The following is an 18459-nucleotide window of genomic DNA, read 5'->3' as shown; positions in this document are numbered from 1 at the left end:
GATGTGTACGGCTTTTTATTAATTTGGTCCAATCAACTGAAGATAATCTGTTTGTGAAATGACATCGACTTGAACGGCGTCTTTTTCATAAGTTGTCAACGTTCCCAACCTGTCAACCTCTTTCCAACCGCTCAAGAATATCATTAGCTTATAACGAATTGGTAAACCGTTTTCTTCCGAAGCGGGTTTCCAAGTATAACTTTCAGAGCCTACATCACCCGAAACTTTTAAAATCTTTGCTTTACCTGGGACGGGAAATCCATCCGTAAAGAGTGCCTCTTCAAATGTTTGCCCATAATAGAAAGTGAGCGCAATGAGGACAGCAAAAAGAGTCAGAATAAGATAACGGATTTTGAAAGACTGCATTTCTACCATACTTTTCACCCCACTAAAAAAGAAATAATAAAAGCTTTAGAAAATGAGACGCTGTAAAAAGAGAATAGTTTCCCTGCACGCTAACAACGGAAGTGGAAGGTTGTAAAGAATGATAACCTTATCACAATCGGCAATCAAGAATGTATTGAAAAGCTGTGTGAAGCAAGGTGTAATGAGTTAGCTCGATAAAATACAACCCCAAAAAAACTCAAGAGAAGTACATTATATAAACTCCCACAAGTAAAACCCCGACATCGGCAAACATATGAATCGTCCAGGACGGTAACATGGTTCCACTTCGTTCATTCGCGAGTTGGAAAATAAAACCACCTATCCAAAGCCCTGTAACTGCTAGTGCAAGAAGTGGTGGGCTAAACCATGGCAAAAAGATAGCGACATGGTAAATCGCAAAGAAAAAGGATGGCAACAAAAAACGAATCCATGAAGCTCCCAAAAGGCTGGGCAAAACACCACGGAAGAAAAACTCTTCCATCAATGAATTACCGAACAGGATATAAAATGCGATGAACGGGAATACTGTACTTGTCACGCCTTTCTCAGCGATGTCAATCAGCAATGCATCAATGTCGATATAAGGCAATAAAATAACGAATGCACCGATAATAACACTCATTATAGCAAGGCCGGAAGCAAGCGCAATGCGCATACTTTTACGGTCAATAGTACGAAAATGAATGAAAGGAAATTTACCAGCCCGAAATAAAACCAGTGGAATAAACAGGAAAAGAAAAGCCTTTGCAACAGTTTTCCAACCATAAGAAAAGTCCAATCCCTGTTCAATCCAAAGAAGAAGAATAATGCTTAGTAACGGGTAAATAACGCCAAAAGCCCTTTTCAAAAAAATCACCTCTATTTATAAGGGGACGCAACCCGGTGATAAAGGGTTTCTTTTTTCCGTGAAATTGGTTTTGAAATTATTGTAAAGGGGAAAAGATTAAGATATTATGAACTAAAGGAGGATGTTAAAAAGATGACCATAAAAGATGGAAAGTATCCAAATAAAGAAGACCTTGAACCGAAAGTGGCTCATCCGAATGGAAGAATGACTCCTACCGATGAATTACCACTAGCCGATCCATCCGATTCTAATTCAACTGACACATTCAGAGACAATGCGCAGGATAAGAAGGGCGAACACAAGCCGTCCGCCTATAATGAAAACAAAAAGAATGTAAAACCAAGCACGAATAATCCCAAGCTAAGTGGAAATATCCCTAGTAGGGAACGTGAACAGTCTAATCAAGAATTTAACGTACAAGCCCATAGTGAGTGGAATGAACATAAAGTTAAAAAATGATACAAACGTGTTAAAAAGACTGTCCATAAACCGGACAGTCTTTTTAATTTCTTTCAATTAGGCTACAGTAAGAATAGAACTGAAGAAAGGAATGATTATCATCGAAACATTGAACCAATTAAACTTTGCCCGTGCCTACACATTTAGTCGTCTGGAAAAGTCACTGGAAAGTGCGTGGGATACACAACCAAACGGTTTTAATAATACAATCCGTTGGAACGCAGGCCATATTTTCGTATCAATGGAAACGTTCGTTCAAAAAGCAGTAAGCGGTTTTGAGGCCGTTAATCCTGGATGGATTCCACTCTTCACAACAGGTTCAAGTCCAGAAGGATGGACATGGGAAGCTCCTTCAAATGAAGAAATTCTTAAAGCATTACAGGAGCAACCGGCACGAATTGTAGAAGCACTTGGAGGCAAACTTAGTAATTCGCTGGATGAGCCAATGGCGATTGGGAAAATGATTGCACTGGAGACAGTAGAATCCATTATTCAATTTGCAGTTTGGCATGAAGGCTTTCACGCAGGAATTATTGATTCACTGAACCGAGTAGTAGAAAAATAATACAATGAAGAATTGAAACTCTAACTTCGGTTGGAGTTTTTTCTATTGTTGGATTTGTAGGATGACGGGGCTGTAATGGCGATCATCAAAACTGTAATGGCCCTCCGGAACTGTCATGGCAAAAGAGGAAACTGTAAGGGCAAACATAGAAACTGTAATGGCTCGCTGAAACTGTGATGGCAAGCCCCGGAACTGTAATGGCAAAAGAGAAAACTGTAATGGCAATCATCAAAACTGTAATGACCCGCCGGAACTGTGAGGACAATCTCCGGAACTGTCATGGCAAAAGAGGAAACTGTAAGGACGAACACCAAAACTGTAATGGCCCTCCGGAACTGTGAGGACAATCCTCGGAACTGTCATGGCAAAAGAGGAAACTGTAAGGACGAACACCGAAACTGTAATGGCCCGTCCCAATAACCTCAATGACAATCCCCCATACAAAACAAAAAAACAGCCCGAAACCAGACCCCCCGGCTTCGAACTGCATCAAACTCAACAATCATTCAACCAATTCATGCTGAAATGCATAAATGACCGCTTGTGTTCGGTCTTGTACATTTAGTTTTGACAACAGATTGCTGACATGCGTCTTCACTGTTTTCAATGCGATGAATAATTCATCTGCGATTTCCTGATTCGTTTTTCCTTTTGCAAGCTGCAGTAGAATCTCAAGTTCACGATCAGTTAATTCTTCATGGGGCATTCGTTCATGGCCGGCGCGCATTTTTTGCATCATTTTTGTTGTCACTTCCGGCTCCAAAACGGTTTGACCTTTTAATGTTTCGCGAATGGCTTCTGCAATTCGTTTAGCGTTTGATGTTTTCAATATGTAACTGATTGCACCTGCCTCAAGCGCAGGATACACTTTATCATCATCCAAAAAACTTGTGACGATGACAATTTTCGCTTCAGGCCACTCTTTAATAATGGCGGCTGTTGCTTCGGCGCCATTCATTTCGGGCATGACCATGTCCATCAGAATGATATCGGGGCGTAGTGCGAGTGCTTTATCGACAGCTTCCCGTCCGTTTACAGCCTCACCGATGACTTCCATATCCGCCTGTATCTGTAGGTAAGCTGATACGCCGATGCGTACCATTTCATGATCATCCACTAACAGTATCTTGATCAACCGTATCCTCTCCTTTTCGGGTAGGTAATTTCACTTCGACGATAGTCCCTTGAGAAGGAACCGAAACAATTTTACAAGTGCCGCCGATTTCAATGGCACGTTCTTTAACATTTTGTAAGCCGTACGAGCCGCCCTTTCCGTCGCTTTCCTTAAATCCAACACCATTATCCTGCACACGAAAAATCGCTAGGCCGTCCCGTTCTACGAACAATACATCGACTTCTGTCGCTTGTGCATGACGTAACGTATTCGATAAGGTCTCTTGCGCGATACGGAATAAATGATCTTCCGCGCCTTTAGACAAATTCACTTCTTCCAATCGGTACCGGATATCGAATAGCACTTTCTCTTTTAATTCCATAAGTAGTTCTTCCAGGCCTTCGGCAAGTGATTTGTTGTTAAGCGCTGCGGGACGTAGATGTAGAAGTAATGCCCGCATTTCAAGCTGTGCTTGTTGCACCATACGTTCCACTTGAAGCAACGGCTTTTGTGTGTCGGCATCATCGTTCCCTTCCGTGATTGCGGATAAGAGCATTGATGCGGCAAAAAGCTGTTGGGAGACGGAGTCGTGTAGTTCACGAGCGAGCCGTTGCCGTTCTTGGACAATGCGTTCTTGGATGAGCTTGTCTTGTGCTTCGGCGCGTTCATCTGTAATCCGCTGCAAACTTTTCCGCTGCGTGATGATGACATTAGATACGCTATCTATTGCGCGGTCAACGCGCGGAGAGAATTTTTCATTTGATTCGCCTGTGTGTTCCGTGTCGATCAAATCAGTCAGCCTTTGCTCGATTACTTGCTCTTTTGAACGGCCGATAAAGCTTGTCCATATGGCGATTCCCCAACTAAGGACAAGTGCAGTAGTTAAAATCCATAGGCCAAGTGGGACGTTGGCGAATTCAGATTCATAAAATATGAACCATACTTCTTTCAACGACAGTCTGAGAAAAAGGTAAATATACACCGCAGGAATCATTATTAATAGAAGGGATAGAAATAACCCCCGTCCGATGACTGCTTTCATTTCCTCGTCACCTCTATATCTCCAACCCATGTGGAAAGTGTAATAATAAGTTCTGCCGAATCATCCGTTTTGCCCTCGTAGCTATCTTTCATGTGAAGGGATTCATTAATAAGACGTTTGCGATGAATACCGAATAGCTTTGCATCTCCGAGCAATGTTGTGTAATGAATGCGTACGGGAATTTCGTACGGCAGCTCGATTTTAATCTTCCCGATTCCTTGTCTAACGGAAATCAAAGAAGTCCCTTTTGGTAATACTGTATCTGTTACATCAATATGAAGGTCTCCAAAGAATCCTTGGAAATGGACGTCTTCCCATTCGTATGAAGAAAATGGAGAGGACTGTACAGAAAATAATTTATTCTTCCAGATACCATTGGACGTTTCTTTCTGGAACTCCCTAAGGGGACGCATGATCTCTTCGGATGGAATGCCTTTCCACAAACGTACTATGATATAGACAAGAATTAAGAATAAGAATAAACGTAAACTCCATAATGTAAGAAGTGACATCGCTATAAAAAATAACCCCGGTAAAAACAGAAGTTTCGAACGTTTGCGTAACCCGTAATAGGTCAGTCCGGCACCCAGAAGGACGAATACGAAATTCCCGTTATGGAAAAAGGTGGCTTCGATAAAAATAAGTAACAGGAAAACAAAGCCCCAAAATGCAATTTTACTTGTATCTATACGTTTCATTTTGTATATCTCCCTTCTTGAAGTCGGATTAAATGAAGATAAGGAAGACGAATTAAAACGCCTTCCCCTCTACAGTCTAGTTTACACAAGTTCTTTTTCTTTTGTAGAACTTTTTTCAAGTGATTCAAGTCGGCGTTCCATTGAAGATGTTTCATATTCACGCTCAATCTTCCCACCTAGGTTTTCAATATACTTTTTCATTTCTTCACCTGAAGCCACAGGGCCATTCGCGTCTTCAGGTGAGATGACTTGATCCATACGATGATGGGCACGCATTACGTTCTCTTTTCCCATCAATTGAAGTTGGCGAACTTTCATGTCTTTCACTTTATGCTTCATTTCCTCAAACTTGCGCTCTAAAGAAGTTAATTCGTAAGTTGTTTCCGCAATGCTTTCTGCAAGCTCCGCAGCACGTGTATCGTAAGCTGTAATTTCTTCTTCTGCAAAAGCGATTAAATCCTCTTCGCCAGTCCCTTGTGCAAGTTCTAGCTGACTGCGACGCTTGTCCGCCATATTTTCAGCTTCTGTCAGTTCCTTTTGAAGTTCAACTTTCAATTTAGCTTGACGTTCCAGCAATTTACCAATTGAGTCCGTTTGTTTTTCTGCTTCACGGATGTATTGGTTGAGCATCGCAATTGGGTTTTTACTTTCTTTTTTGTCGAATAGCGTGTGGAGATCCGCCTGTACCGAGTATTTAAATCTATTCCAAAGTGAGTTCATGTGAATTGCCTCCTTATTATTTTGTGATTTTGTTCCATTGACGTTCGAAATTCACGAAAGGATCGTCTGAGACGATGGAATCATTATCGACGCCTTTCCATTTCTGCCATACATAGAGAACACCGATGATTGCGATGATACCGAAGAAAGCAGGCACATTCGAAACAGCGGATAATAAGCCGACGAGCATAACGCCTCCCCAGAATACTTTTTTAAATGTTGACTGGCTTTTTCTGAAGTAGTGGAACCCCGCATAAGTGATTAGTGCGGAAAGAGCAAGTGCAAGAAGTGATCCAAGATTCACAAGAACGACGATTGCTGCTGTAATACCAAGTGCTGCAAGACCGAATTTTTTCATTTGTTGTTTCTCCTTTCGTTTGTAGCTTAATCTTATAACGGATTTTGATTTGTCCAAACGGGCGCAATGCGGATTTCCTTCTAAGACCAAAGGCTGATTCCGTCTAAGTGATTGTAAAGAATATCTTAGCGTTAACTATGGAAATTGATAACGCTTTCATGTAAACTACTATTATATGAAAAATCATTTAATTCGGAGAATGAGGTGCGGAAATGGTAGAGGTCGTCATCGTTGAAGGGGTACGAACAGCAATCGGTAGAAGGAAAGGTGGGTTTGCAGGCTTTAGACCGGACGAGCTTGCAGCAGTTGTGCTAGAGGAATTGGTAGAGCGTGCCGGGATTGAAAAGGGAGTTGTGGAAGATGTCATCTTAGGATGTGTCACGCAATCTGGTGAACAAGGAGGGAACATCGCTCGAACAGCTGCACTGATTGCTGGATTTCCTATTCATGTGCCTGGCGTGACAATCGATCGGCAATGCGGCTCAAGTCAGCAGGCTGTCCATTTCGCATCGCAAGCAATCGCATCAGGAGATATGGATATCGTTATTGCGGGCGGTGTTGAGAATATGACACGTGCACCAATGATGTCCAACATGGGCGATACAAAACCGAGTGCGAAACTGTTGGAGAACTATGAAATTATCAATCAGGGCTTATCGGCAGAACGAATTGCAAAGAAGTGGGGATTGTCGCGGGAAGAACTCGATCGTTTCGCATTCAGTAGCCATCAAAAAGCAATTCGTGCCATCGATGAAGGAAAGTTTGTCGATGAGATTATGTCGGTTGAAATCGTCAAAGAGGATGGTACAACAGAAGTCATTTCAACTGATGAAGGACCACGCCCTGAATCGACGGTGGATATACTTGCTGGCTTACGGACGGTATTCGATGAAAATGGTGTCATTACAGCTGGAAATGCGAGCCAAATGAGTGATGGTGCATCGGCAGTGTTACTGATGTCGAGAGAAAAAGCGGATGAACTCGGTGTGAAGCCGCTTGCAAGAATTGTTGCAAGATCCGTCGTCGGCTCCGATCCAACATTAATGTTGACAGGACCAATTGAGGCAACACGGAAGGTACTAGAGAAAGCCGGATTGACAATTGAAGACATGGATACGTACGAAGTGAACGAAGCATTTGCACCTGTACCGCTTGCTTGGTTGAAAGAGACGGGCGCAGATCCTAAGAAACTGAATCCGAACGGCGGAGCAATCGCACTTGGCCATCCACTTGGAGCAACGGGCACGAAGTTGCTAGTGTCAATGATTCATGAGCTTGAGCGGTCGGGGGGACGTTATGGACTGCTAGCTATCTGTGAGGGAATGGGCATGGCGAATGCGACGATTATTGAGCGGATGTGAGCGATGGCATTATGCAGATAAAAACAACCGGACTGCCGAACTAAAAAGGGGACTATATGTATGGAGATGAAAGACGTTTTTGCAGTTGTAACGGGAGGGGCCTCAGGTCTTGGCGAGGCGACTGTCAGACGGATTATCGGTACAGGTGGGAAAGCAGCTATTTTTGATATGAATGAAGAGCGCGGCCGCGCACTTGCAGACGAGCTTGGGGTACTATTTGTAAAAACGGACGTCGCAAATGCGGAACAGATGGAAAAGAATATGGAATTTGTGAAGGAAACCTACGGAAAAGTGAATGCTGTTGTCAATTGTGCAGGCATTGCTCCGCCTAACAAAGTACTGTCGAAAAAAGGGCCAATGTTTTTGGAGCGTTTCGAACAAGTCATTCGTGTTAACTTGACGGGTACATTTAATACAATTCGGATTGCAGCGTCAATCATGCAAGAAAATGAGTTGAATGAAGAAGGGGAGCGGGGGGTGATCGTCAACACTGCGTCAGTTGCTGCTTTTGATGGGCAAATTGGACAGGCGGCATATAGCGCTTCAAAAGGCGGTATCGCCGGGATGACATTACCGATTGCACGCGAACTCGCTGCATTTGGCATTCGTGTTATGACGATCGCACCTGGTTTAGTAGAAACACCGTTATTTGCAGGTCTTCCAGAAGAGGCACGGGATTCACTTGCTTCAATGGTTCCGTTTCCGAAAAGGCTTGGACGTCCCGATGAATATGCAAAGTTAGTAGAAAGTATTTTCACGAATGTACTGTTGAATGGTGAAGTAATTCGCTTGGACGGTGCAATACGGATGCAACCAAGGTGATTGACTAAAGCTGTGCCGAAATTCACTTGAAAGGGGGAAGCTTCCAATGGGGAGATATAGATTCGAAACAGATGACCATGTTTTATTTAGAAAGTCACTTCGCAAATTCCTTGAAAAAGAAGCGATTCCGCAGTATGAGTCCTGGGAGAAAAAACGGCTCATACCAGTTTCTTTTTGGAAAAGGCTTGGCGAGATGGGCTTTCTCTGTCCACATGTCGAGGAAAAGTATGGTGGCCTGGGATTGGACTTCAGTTTTTCCGTCATTATCGGGGAAGAGTTGGAGCGGGTTGGTGCAAGTCTGACGGGTGTCGGTCTACACAATGACATAGTCGTTCCCTACATTGAATCATTCGGGACAGATGAACAGAAAGCACGGTGGCTGCCGGGATGTATTACAGCAGACTTCATTACCGCAATAGCGATGACGGAACCTGGAGTCGGTTCAGATCTTGCCAACGTCCAGACAACGGCCGTTAAAGAAGGGGACCATTACGTTGTAAACGGTCAGAAGACATTCATCACAAACGGTATTAATAGCAATCTAGTACTGGTTGTTGTGAAAACTGATGCAAACGCAGAGAAGAAGCACCGAGGCATTAGTTTACTAATGATTGAAGAAGGGACACCAGGATTTACGAAAGGACGCAAACTCGACAAAGTTGGCATGCACGCACAAGATACGGCAGAGTTGTTTTTTGAAGATTGCCGCGTTCCAGCTGCAAACTTAATCGGAACAGAAGGAAAGGGTTTTAGTTATTTGATGGAGAAGCTGCAACAAGAGCGCCTTGTTGTTGCGCTTGCTGCACAAACGGCTTCGGAAGATATGCTCGACATGACACTCGAGTATGTGAAATCACGCTATGCATTTGGGAAGCCGATTGGTTCATTTCAAAACACGCAGTTCAAACTCGCTGAAATCGCGACTAAAGTCGAGTTGGGCAAGGCGTTTCTTGAATCACTTATTGAGGACCATATAGCGGGAAAAGATGTCGTATCAAAAGTGTCGATGGCGAAATACTGGCTTACTGAAACAGCGCAAGAAATTTCCGCAGAGTGCATGCAGTTGCATGGTGGCTATGGATATATGGAAGAATACAAAATTGCACGCAGGTACCGGGACATACCTGTTGCGTCGATCTATGCGGGAACGAATGAGATTATGAAGGTTATCATCGCGAAAAATATGGGTTTATAACGGAAGGGAACATGGATGAATAACCGAGTGCGCCGTCACATACTATCTTCTGGGGACGTACCAATAACTGACTCATGGACGTCACCCTTTTACTTTTTTCTGATTCAATCGTGAAAAAGCTGATAAAAAAATCATTCCAATTGAAAAGGGGCCGATTAGTATGATGCAAACACCACTTCTATTATCGTCATTCGTAAAACGAGCAGAGCAATTTTTCCCGAACAAGATGATTATTTCACGTACGGGGGCAGATACGATTCATCGTATACCTTATCGTGAATTTGCAAAACGTACACGAAAACTTGCAGATGCATTGACAAAACTCGGAATGGTTCATGGAACAAAAGTCGGGTCTTTTGCATGGAATCATCATCGCCATCTTGAGGCTTATTTCGGAGTGCCTGGTACGGGGGCAATTCTCCATATGATCAATATCCGGTTGTCACCGGAACATATTGCCTATGTCATCAACCACGCGGAAGATGAAATTCTTCTTGTCGATGATAATTTGTTTCCGCATCTTGAAAAACTTGCCCCGATGCTGAAAACTGTGAAAAAGTATGTAATTATGGGCGATAGCAAAGAAATCCCGGAAACGACACTTGAAAATGTCTATTCATATGAAGCACTTCTTGACGCTGCTTCGGATACATTCGTATTTCCTGAGGATTTAGATGAAAACACACCTGCCGGCATGTGTTATACATCTGCCACGACAGGGAATCCGAAAGGTGTTGTCTATACACACCGTGGACTTGTCCTTCATAGCTATGCACTTGGACTGGCAGATGCAATGGGGCTTTCAGAGCGTGATGTTGTCATGCCGGTCGTACCGATGTTCCATGTGAATGCCTGGGGCATGCCGTTTGCCGCAGTCTTTTTTGGTTCAACACAAGTGCTACCAGGACCCGGATTTGATCCGAAGCTGTTGCTCGACTTGATTGAGCAAGAAAAAGTGACGGTTACGGCGGGGGTTCCAACTATTTGGCTTGCTGTTTTAAAAGAACAAGACCAGCAACCAAGGGATCTATCTTCATTACGTGGCATCGTTTGTGGAGGTTCTGCATCACCTAAAGGATTGATCCGTGCATTTGAAGAGAAATATGGTGTACCTTTTATCATTGGTTACGGCATGACTGAAACAACACCGCTTGTAAGTATGTCCGTCTTTAATTCGGAGATGGAAAATTTAACGATGGATGAAAAAGTGGATATCCGAGCGCTCCAGGGACTTATCATGCCGGGGCTTGAGGTAAAGATTGTCAATGAAAACGGAGAAGTGCCGTGGGATGGCGAGACAATGGGTGAGTTGACGATACGAGGTCCCTGGATTGCAAGTGAATATTATAAAGATGAACGAACTGCAGAGGCATTCAAGGATGGCTGGCTCTATACGGGTGATATCGCTGTCATGACGGAGTTCGGTTACCTCAAAATAACGGACCGAACGAAAGACCTCATTAAAAGCGGTGGAGAATGGATTTCATCCGTTGACCTTGAGAATGCGTTAATGACGCACGAGGCTGTATTCGAGGCGGCTGTTATCGCGTTGCCGCATGAAAAGTGGCAAGAGCGTCCGCTTGCATGTGTTGTTTTGAAAGAAGGCGAAGCAGGGGATGACGCGATGAAACAAAAGTTGCTTACATCTTTGGAAGACCAGTTCGCAAAATGGTGGATTCCGGATGATGTTGTCTTTTTAGACGAGCTTCCTAAAACATCCGTAGGAAAGTTTTTGAAAGCTGCTTTACGGGAAAACCTCAAAGAGCATTCATTGGAAGTATAAGAGGGTAAAGTCATCTAGTTCGCTGGATGGCTTTATTTTTTTGTCGGAAAAGGAATGTGGATATCTGTTTTGTATCAACTTAGCCAAGAAGCATTTTGTGTATAACAAATATATTTTTCTGAAATTATCAACAACTTACCGGAGATATACACAAGAAAGGGGGATAACATTCATAAATAGAAGGATATCCACAGGGTTAAAGGGAGATTCATTCATTAATCATCAATCAACAGGTGAAGGTAGCTATGAATGAAAAGTATCCACAGGCCGTTAAAGAGGTTTACATGCACTGAATTGATACAGAGCAAAATCATATCCGGCATATTTTCTTCATATTATAAGAATAGGAAATGAAATGAACCTGATCGCATACTGAAACGTCTATTATCCTACTAATAACGGATTGCACTTATATTCCGTTTTTAGTAAAGTAAATATGCAGGGGGCGTCACTTGGAAAATTGGATAACTGACTTCATGAGCCAGTTCGGCTATTTTGGTGTGTTTTTGTTAATTATGATTGAAAATATTTTCCCTCCTATTCCGTCTGAAGTCATTTTGACATTCGGCGGATTTATGACGACATATTCGGGTATGACCCGCATGGGCGTTATTGTTGCAGCAACTGCCGGATCGGTTATCGGAGCGATGGTTTTGTATAGTCTTGGCATGTTAATCGATGTAAAGCGACTTGAAAGAATTGTTGATCGGTGGGGTTGGATTTTACGTCTTTCGCGGAAAGATATCCACCGTGCAGATGCGTGGTTTGATAAATACGGTCCATGGACAGTTTTTTTCTGCCGCCTTGTCCCGCTTATCCGTAGTCTTATTTCAATTCCAGCAGGTATGTCAAAAATGAACTTTCCGCTATTTATTTTACTTACAGTACTTGGAAGCTTGATCTGGAATGCGGTGCTCGTTACAGTTGGTGCGGCGGTTGGTGATAATTGGGGACGGATTGTCCAGTATATGGATATCTATTCGGATGTTGCATATGCCATAATAGGATTGATTGGAATTGCCGCGGTCATTTGGTACATCCAATTCCGCAGAAAGAGAGCGTAAATGACTTATGGAACTATTTGATTTGATCAAAGCATTAATATTAGGATTTGTTGAAGGAATGACGGAATTTGCACCTGTATCTTCCACAGGCCATCTCATTATAGTAGATGATATGTGGTTGAAGACTACCCAGTTTCTCGGGGATCGTTCGGCATTCACATTTAAAATTGTTATTCAATTAGGTTCGATACTAGCTGTTGTTATTGTATTTTGGAAACGTCTATTTAGTTTAGTGGGCCTGTACAAAATGGAAGGCAACAAAACGAAGTCAAGCTTCAATCTTTTGCATGTTATTGTTGGAATGTTACCAGCAGTCGTTATCGGATTTGCGCTTAAAGACTTCATCGACGAAAAGCTGTCAAATGTAGAAACGGTGATCTTCGCGCTTGTAGCTGGAGCAATCCTTATGATTATAGCCGACAAGTTTGCGCCGAAGAAACCAAAAGTGCAATCATTGGACCAAATTACATATAAACAGGCATTATCGGTTGGGCTTGTCCAGTGTCTGTCATTATGGCCAGGGTTTTCACGTTCCGGTGCTACAATTTCGGGCGGTGTCCTATTCGGAATGAATCATAAGACGGCGGCAGATTTTACATTCATCATGGCTGTGCCGATTATGGCGGGTGCAAGTCTTGTATCGGTTATGAAGAATTGGGAAGAACTTTCGATGGATGATCTATCTTTTTATATTGTTGGTTTCATCAGTGCATTTGTTTTCGCGCTCATCTCTATCAAATTTTTCTTGAAGCTCATTTCACGTGTCAAATTGGTACCGTTCGCGATTTATAGAATATTATTAGCGGTGGTATTAGCGATTGTTGTCTTCATGTAAATAGGAAAACGGCTACTGCAATCACTTTGCGGTAGCCGTTTTTTCTATTTTTGTCCGTCGCCCCTGACACAGGCGCTGTCGCTTTTCTTATTGTCTAGCTCCATCGCCTAGGGGCTCGGGGTCATAAGTCAGCCCGGCTATTCGGCAAAGGACGCCGCATTTCCGTTCTGTCTTATGCCTGTCGCCCCTGACACAGGTGCTGTCGCTTTTCTTATTTCATCAGTCCTTCATGAATCCTTTCGATGTTGTACCTTAAAAACTTGACGAGTGTATCGCCTTCTTCTCCTGGTTTACCGAGTTCGTCGGAGAATAGTTCCGCGTCTATTTTAACACCTGTTTCTCGGGAGACTGTTTCCATCGGGCGTGGATCGACGTTCGATTCGACGAAGAGGACGGGTACGTTATTCGAGTTTATGAATTTGACCAAACTTGTAATTTGGCTAGGCGTTCCCTGTTCTTCTGTATCGATATCCCAAATGAAGCCTTCTTTTAAGCCGTATCGTTGCGCCATGTATTGATACGCACGTTCACTTGTTATAAGAATGCGTTTTTCTTTCGGGATTTCGTCTATTTTTGTTTTATATTCTTCATCCACTTCATACAGTTCATTTAAAAGAGATTCTGCATTTTTTTCATACGTCTCTTTATTATCCGGATCGATTTTAATGAAAGCGTCACGTGCATTTTCAGTCATTTTAATGCCGATGACTGGGTCCAGGAATGCATGTGGATTTACTTTTTCACTCGTACCGTCATCCGTGGTGATGTATTTAGGTTCTACGCCTTCCATCAATTCGAATACTTTTTCTTTGTCTGCGTTAACAGTATTAATAAGCTTGAAGAACCAGCCATTTTCTCCGCCTTCTAAGTTGAGCCCGTTATAGAATAGGATATCTGCATCGGTTGCTTTTTTAATGTCTTCAGGTAGTGGATCGTATTCATGGGGGGCTGTTCCAATGGGTACCATGCTATGAACTTCCACTAGGTCACCGCCGACTTGGGTGGCAATATCGTACAAGATTGAAAATGTAGCGACCACTTTAATTTTCCCCGAATCAGATTTTCCCGTTTCTCCTTTATCACCATTTCCGCAGGCCGCTAATAAAAGAACGGCTATCGCGGCTATAATAGTAACTTTCATTAGTTTTTTTATCATGTTACCTTCTCTCTCCTTTTCTATCTTAAAATAATATGTTTATTCAACTAGCATTATTTTTACGATTGAACTGTAGATTTATTTCTGCGAACGCGTATCGCCCGCCATAGGATTCCTTGCTTTGGTCCGAAGATGAATGCGAGTGCGAAAAACGCAGTCGTTACTAAAACAATCACTGCACCAGAAGATAAGTTATATAGAAAACTGATATATAACCCGATTACTGCGGATACAGCACCGAAGATGGCGGATAATACAATCATCACCGACAACCGGTTCGTCAATAAGTATGCCGTGGATGCCGGTGTAATCAGCATTGCAACAACAAGAATGATACCCACGGTTTGCAATGAAGCGACCGTTACCATCGTTAGTAGTATCATGATGACATAATGGATTAACCGGTTTGGCAATCCATAAGCGGCTGACATCGTTGGGTCGAATGTACTGATTAGCAATTCTTTATAAAAAAGAATGACGACAAGGAGGACGATTGCTCCGATGATTAACGTTGTCCACATGTCAGAAGATCGTACTGCAAGCACGTTTCCAAACAGGATACTATTCAGGTCCGTACTTGTATGGGCCTTTGCTATTAAAATTATCCCTAATGCGAATGCGGATGAAAAAACAATCCCAATCGATGAGTCACTTTTAATCCGGCTATTTTGATTGATATAGCCAATTCCCAATGCCGTTAACATCCCCGTAACAACTGCACCATAAAAGAAATTGATGCCGAACATATAGGACAAAGCAACACCGGGAAGCACTGCGTGAGAAATTGCGTCTCCCATAAGTGCCATGCCACGTAAAACGATAAAACATCCAATAACACCACAAATGATTCCAACCATGACAGAAGTGAATAAGGCTTTTTGCAAAAACTCATAAGTTAACAAGTCGTTTATGAAGTTCATCAGATAATGACCCCCATGGAATCCAATAGGGAGAATTGTGCATTATAAGCTTTTTTCATCAGTTCAGGTTGGAGTACCTGCTTTACTGGCCCGAATTTGATTAGTTCTTTATTCATCAATATGAGGTCATCGAAGTAATCTGTTACTTTTGAAAGGTCATGATGGACAACAAATACCGTTTTACCATCATCACGGAGCTCTTTTAATATACGGATGATTACTTCTTCACTGGAAACGTCAATCCCTACAAAAGGTTCATCCAGAAAGAATAGATCTGCTTTTTGAGCAAGTGCACGTGCAAGAAAAATACGTTGTTGCTGACCGCCTGATAATTCTCCGATTTGTCGCTTGCTAAACTCCTGCATTCCAACCTTTTCCAAGCAATTATAAGCCAGTTCCTTATCGCTCTTTTTGGGCCTATGGAAAAAACCAAGGCTTGGATACGTTCCGAGTAGTACTGTATCCAGAACTGTAATCGGGAAGTCCCAATCAATAACGGCTCTCTGTGGCACGTATGCAATGTTTTTTCGGATTTGTTTCAATGTCATATCGTTGAATGAAACCTCTCCTGCATCTTTGGAGATCAATCCCAAAATGGCTTTCATCAATGTGGACTTACCCGCCCCATTTGGTCCGATGATGCCAATTAACTTTCCACTTTCAGTTGAGAAGCTTATATCATCCAGCGCTTGTATGCCATAATACGAAACGCGTAAATTGCGTACAGATAAAGAGTTTTCCAACCATTCCACCTTCTTAATGAGTATTTGACTGTAAACATAGCTTATGCTGTAAAGTTTCCCTTGTGCAACTTTTTTTAAGTATAGAACAAATATTTATTTTTGTAAATAGAAAGATATAATGTCTTCGGCTAAGAGGTAAATGCATTTTCTTTCTTCGGTAACCGAACTATCTAAAATAAATGAAACTTCAAGGCGTGTTTATGCGTATAATGAGTATAGAGAGAAACCAATTAGTAAGGCTGTCAAAAATATCCGTCTGCCTCTAGGTCTCGGGTCTTAGACAATTTCCATCCACGGGCGGTTTAGATTATTTGCCAGGTCGTACATAATGGATAGTAGAGATTCGCAAGGGGTTGGGTGCAATGGGAAAAACAATTTATATTGTATTGACGGATACTGGGACATTACTGTCTAAAGCAATCGGCATGTACACACGTAAAGACTTGAATCATGCATCGATTGCTTTTGACGAGCATTTGAACGAAATGTATAGCTTTGGAAGAAAGCAAAGATACAATCCGTTAGTCGGTGGCTTTGTAAGGGAAAATGCTGTAGAGGGAATATTCCGAGGTGCGGATTGCCTAATTTTCAGTTGTGCTGTAACTGATGAACAGTACGACAAGATGCGTCATACAATCCGTCTTATTGAGCAGAATAAAGAGCAGTATAGATATAATTTCATTGGTCTATTTGGTATTGCTTTCAATATCAGAATTCAACGCGATCGTGCTTTTTTCTGTTCTCAATTTGTTGCAACAATTGTTAATGAAGGCGGAGTACCAATGTTTTCTATTAAGCCGAACTTTGTACAACCGCATCATTTCACAAATGTACCGTGTTTGAATCCAGTGTATGAAGGTGATTTAAGGTCTTATTTACACAAAGTAAGAGGAAATCAAGAGCGGAAACCGGTGGGAATAAATAAGTTAAAGAGTTTTGCATCGAAATTATTGGCCTAATTATACGAAATACTTTTTATTTATAAAGGAAAGACTAGGAATAGAGCAATCGCCTTATTTAGGTTGATTGCTTTTCTTTCCCTGCTTATTCATAATCGGTGCCAGTTGCTGCCACAATTGAAAGGCGCAAATGGTGTCAGTAACTGGCACCGGTTTTGTAAACGTGCGATAATAAAGAAAAAGACGAAGTAAGGATGACAAAATGACAAAAACAATTGATTTACAGGTGAATGCAAAAAATATAGCTGATTTCAAGAGAGGTTACCCGCTCATCTTAAAAGATGCAATCATTAATTCCGACGTGTTGACAAAGGAAGGAACTATCGTCCGTTTAATCGACCGCGATAGAAAGTTTGTTGCAAAAGGCTACCATGGTCTTCAAAACAAAGGAATTGGTTGGGTTTTGACACGCAAAGAAGACGAAGAAATTGATTTCGACTTTTTTGCATCGAGAATTGATGCGGCATTTGCAAGACGTGAAACACAGTTTGAAGACCTTGATACAAACGCATTTCGTGTGTTTAACGGCGAAGGCGACGGTATCGGTGGATTGACAATCGATTACTTTGATGGCTACTACATGGTGAGCTGGTATAGTGAGGGGATTTATTCACTTAAGCATCATGTATATGGCGCGCTTGATAAACTTGTTGAATACAAAGGGGTTTACGAGAAAAAACGGTTTGATACAAAAGGTCAATACATTGACCAGGATGATTTCGTAAAGGGCGAGCAAGGTGACTTTCCTATCATCGTAAGAGAGAATGGCATGAATTTCGCGGTTAACTTGAATGACGGAGCGATGACGGGTATTTTCCTTGATCAGCGGGATATTCGTAAAGCAATCCGCGATAAGTATGTAGATGGAAAAAATGTCTTGAATACATTTTCTTATACAGGCGCATTTTCTGTTGCTGCGGCCCTTGGTGGTGCTACGAAAACAACGAGTGTCGACTTGGCCAAACGAAGCCTTGCGAAGACTATCGAACAGTTCAGTGTGAACGGTATTGACTATGAACAACAAGATATTAAAGTGATGGACGTTTTCGAATATTTCCGCTATGCGAAGCGACATGAATTGAAGTTCGATTTAGTTGTTTTGGATCCACCAAGTTTTGCACGTACGAAGAAATACACATTTAGTACTGCGAAAGATTATCCAGCACTCATTGCTGACACGATTGCAATCACTGAGAAAAACGGTATTATCGTTGCGTCTACGAACAATGCGAGTTTCAGCATGAAGAAATTCAAAACGTTCATTGAACAAGGTTTTGCAGATGCAGGCTCTAAGTTTAAAATCCTAGAGGAGTCATCGCTTCCGAAAGATTTCCGGACGAACCGTGATTTCCCTGAATTTAACTACTTGAAGGTCGTTATTATTCAAAAATTGAAATAAGCATTGATTACAAAAAGCCGTGCTGGCATTTA

Annotated in this window: 20 protein-coding genes; 10 read left to right on the top strand and 10 right to left on the bottom strand. The window is 42.2% G+C overall.

Translation table 11 applies throughout. From position 1 onward, the window contains the following. Window positions 1-18 precede the first annotated feature (18 nt). Entirely contained in the window at window positions 19-375 is a 357-nt protein-coding gene (locus FILTAD_RS02670; protein WP_124068963.1) for a hypothetical protein, read from the bottom strand. Between the two features lie 208 nt (window positions 376-583). Continuing rightward, window positions 584-1234 carry a CPBP family intramembrane glutamic endopeptidase gene (locus FILTAD_RS02665; protein ID WP_124068962.1) on the bottom strand — a complete coding sequence of 217 codons (651 nt, stop codon included), beginning with the start codon at window positions 1232-1234 and terminating at the stop codon, window positions 584-586. A 132-nt stretch (window positions 1235-1366) separates the two neighbouring features. Between FILTAD_RS02665 and FILTAD_RS02660 the strand changes: the two genes are divergently transcribed. Beyond that, on the top strand, window positions 1367-1693 hold the full coding sequence (locus FILTAD_RS02660; protein ID WP_124068961.1) for a hypothetical protein: 327 nt from the start codon (window positions 1367-1369) through the stop codon (window positions 1691-1693). A gap of 91 nt (window positions 1694-1784) precedes the next feature. Beyond that, a complete protein-coding gene (locus FILTAD_RS02655) occupies window positions 1785-2258 on the top strand; it encodes a DinB family protein (protein ID WP_238988124.1) in 474 nt (157 codons plus the stop codon). Window positions 2259-2760: 502 nt separating this feature from the next. Here the strand turns inward: FILTAD_RS02655 and FILTAD_RS02650 are convergent. From FILTAD_RS02650 to FILTAD_RS02630, 5 genes are all read right to left on the bottom strand, one after another. Continuing rightward, window positions 2761-3393, bottom strand: a complete 633-nt coding sequence (locus tag FILTAD_RS02650) for a response regulator (RefSeq protein WP_124068960.1) — start codon at window positions 3391-3393, stop codon at window positions 2761-2763. Continuing rightward, a complete protein-coding gene (locus tag FILTAD_RS02645; RefSeq protein WP_124069017.1) occupies window positions 3368-4414 on the bottom strand; it encodes a sensor histidine kinase in 1047 nt (348 codons plus the stop codon). Before FILTAD_RS02645 ends, FILTAD_RS02650 begins: the two co-directional genes overlap by 26 nt. After that, window positions 4411-5112, bottom strand: a complete 702-nt coding sequence (gene liaF / locus FILTAD_RS02640) for a cell wall-active antibiotics response protein LiaF (protein WP_124068959.1) — start codon at window positions 5110-5112, stop codon at window positions 4411-4413. The genes FILTAD_RS02645 and liaF overlap by 4 nt, the downstream gene beginning before the upstream one ends. A gap of 81 nt (window positions 5113-5193) precedes the next feature. Further along, complete coding sequence (locus FILTAD_RS02635; RefSeq protein ID WP_124068958.1) at window positions 5194-5832, bottom strand: PspA/IM30 family protein; 639 nt, start codon at window positions 5830-5832, stop codon at window positions 5194-5196. A gap of 16 nt (window positions 5833-5848) precedes the next feature. Further along, window positions 5849-6190: a lmo0954 family membrane protein gene (locus FILTAD_RS02630; protein ID WP_124068957.1), complete on the bottom strand. Its 342-nt coding sequence runs from the start codon at window positions 6188-6190 to the stop codon at window positions 5849-5851. A 212-nt stretch (window positions 6191-6402) separates the two neighbouring features. Here FILTAD_RS02630 and FILTAD_RS02625 point away from each other — a divergent pair, with 212 nt between their 5' ends. The 6 genes from FILTAD_RS02625 to FILTAD_RS02600 all read left to right on the top strand — a co-directional run bounded on the left by FILTAD_RS02625 (window position 6403) and on the right by FILTAD_RS02600 (window position 13250). Further along, window positions 6403-7551 (top strand): thiolase family protein, encoded by a 1149-nt coding sequence (locus tag FILTAD_RS02625; protein ID WP_124068956.1) that lies wholly within the window; start codon window positions 6403-6405, stop codon window positions 7549-7551. Between the two features lie 60 nt (window positions 7552-7611). Beyond that, on the top strand, window positions 7612-8373 hold the full coding sequence (locus FILTAD_RS02620) for a 3-hydroxyacyl-CoA dehydrogenase (protein ID WP_124068955.1): 762 nt from the start codon (window positions 7612-7614) through the stop codon (window positions 8371-8373). Window positions 8374-8419: 46 nt separating this feature from the next. Then, a complete protein-coding gene (locus FILTAD_RS02615) occupies window positions 8420-9568 on the top strand; it encodes an acyl-CoA dehydrogenase family protein (RefSeq protein ID WP_124068954.1) in 1149 nt (382 codons plus the stop codon). 160 nt (window positions 9569-9728) lie between these two features. Then, a complete protein-coding gene (locus FILTAD_RS02610; RefSeq protein WP_124068953.1) occupies window positions 9729-11351 on the top strand; it encodes a long-chain fatty acid--CoA ligase in 1623 nt (540 codons plus the stop codon). 452 nt (window positions 11352-11803) lie between these two features. Further along, window positions 11804-12415, top strand: coding sequence for a DedA family protein (locus tag FILTAD_RS02605; RefSeq protein WP_124068952.1), 612 nt, complete (start codon window positions 11804-11806; stop codon window positions 12413-12415). Between the two features lie 7 nt (window positions 12416-12422). Continuing rightward, window positions 12423-13250, top strand: a complete 828-nt coding sequence (locus FILTAD_RS02600; protein ID WP_124068951.1) for an undecaprenyl-diphosphate phosphatase — start codon at window positions 12423-12425, stop codon at window positions 13248-13250. Window positions 13251-13461: 211 nt separating this feature from the next. On the opposite strand, the gene FILTAD_RS02595 is transcribed toward FILTAD_RS02600, so the two are convergent. The 3 genes from FILTAD_RS02595 to FILTAD_RS02585 are packed head-to-tail and all read right to left on the bottom strand — an operon-like array spanning window position 13462 to window position 16069. Beyond that, the gene (locus FILTAD_RS02595; RefSeq protein ID WP_427854271.1) at window positions 13462-14406 is read right to left on the bottom strand and encodes a metal ABC transporter solute-binding protein, Zn/Mn family; all 945 of its coding nucleotides are present in this window, start codon (window positions 14404-14406) and stop codon (window positions 13462-13464) included. Window positions 14407-14465: 59 nt separating this feature from the next. Continuing rightward, window positions 14466-15326 (bottom strand): metal ABC transporter permease, encoded by an 861-nt coding sequence (locus FILTAD_RS02590; RefSeq protein ID WP_124068949.1) that lies wholly within the window; start codon window positions 15324-15326, stop codon window positions 14466-14468. After that, entirely contained in the window at window positions 15326-16069 is a 744-nt protein-coding gene (locus FILTAD_RS02585; RefSeq protein WP_124068948.1) for a metal ABC transporter ATP-binding protein, read from the bottom strand. Before FILTAD_RS02585 ends, FILTAD_RS02590 begins: the two co-directional genes overlap by 1 nt. Window positions 16070-16431: 362 nt before the next feature. On the opposite strand from FILTAD_RS02585, the gene FILTAD_RS02580 reads away from it, so the two are divergent. Together FILTAD_RS02580 and FILTAD_RS02575 are read left to right on the top strand one after the other, a co-directional pair. Continuing rightward, window positions 16432-17028, top strand: a complete 597-nt coding sequence (locus tag FILTAD_RS02580) for a hypothetical protein (protein WP_203229633.1) — start codon at window positions 16432-16434, stop codon at window positions 17026-17028. A 202-nt stretch (window positions 17029-17230) separates the two neighbouring features. Then, a complete protein-coding gene (locus FILTAD_RS02575) occupies window positions 17231-18427 on the top strand; it encodes a class I SAM-dependent rRNA methyltransferase (RefSeq protein ID WP_124068947.1) in 1197 nt (398 codons plus the stop codon). Window positions 18428-18459 lie beyond the last annotated feature (32 nt).

Origin of the sequence: Filibacter tadaridae, from assembly GCF_900609045.1 — a bacterium.
Lineage (GTDB): Bacteria > Bacillota > Bacilli > Bacillales_A > Planococcaceae > Sporosarcina > Sporosarcina tadaridae.
Note: the sequence above shows the minus strand (reverse complement) of the source record. Positions and strands in the feature narration are given on the sequence as shown.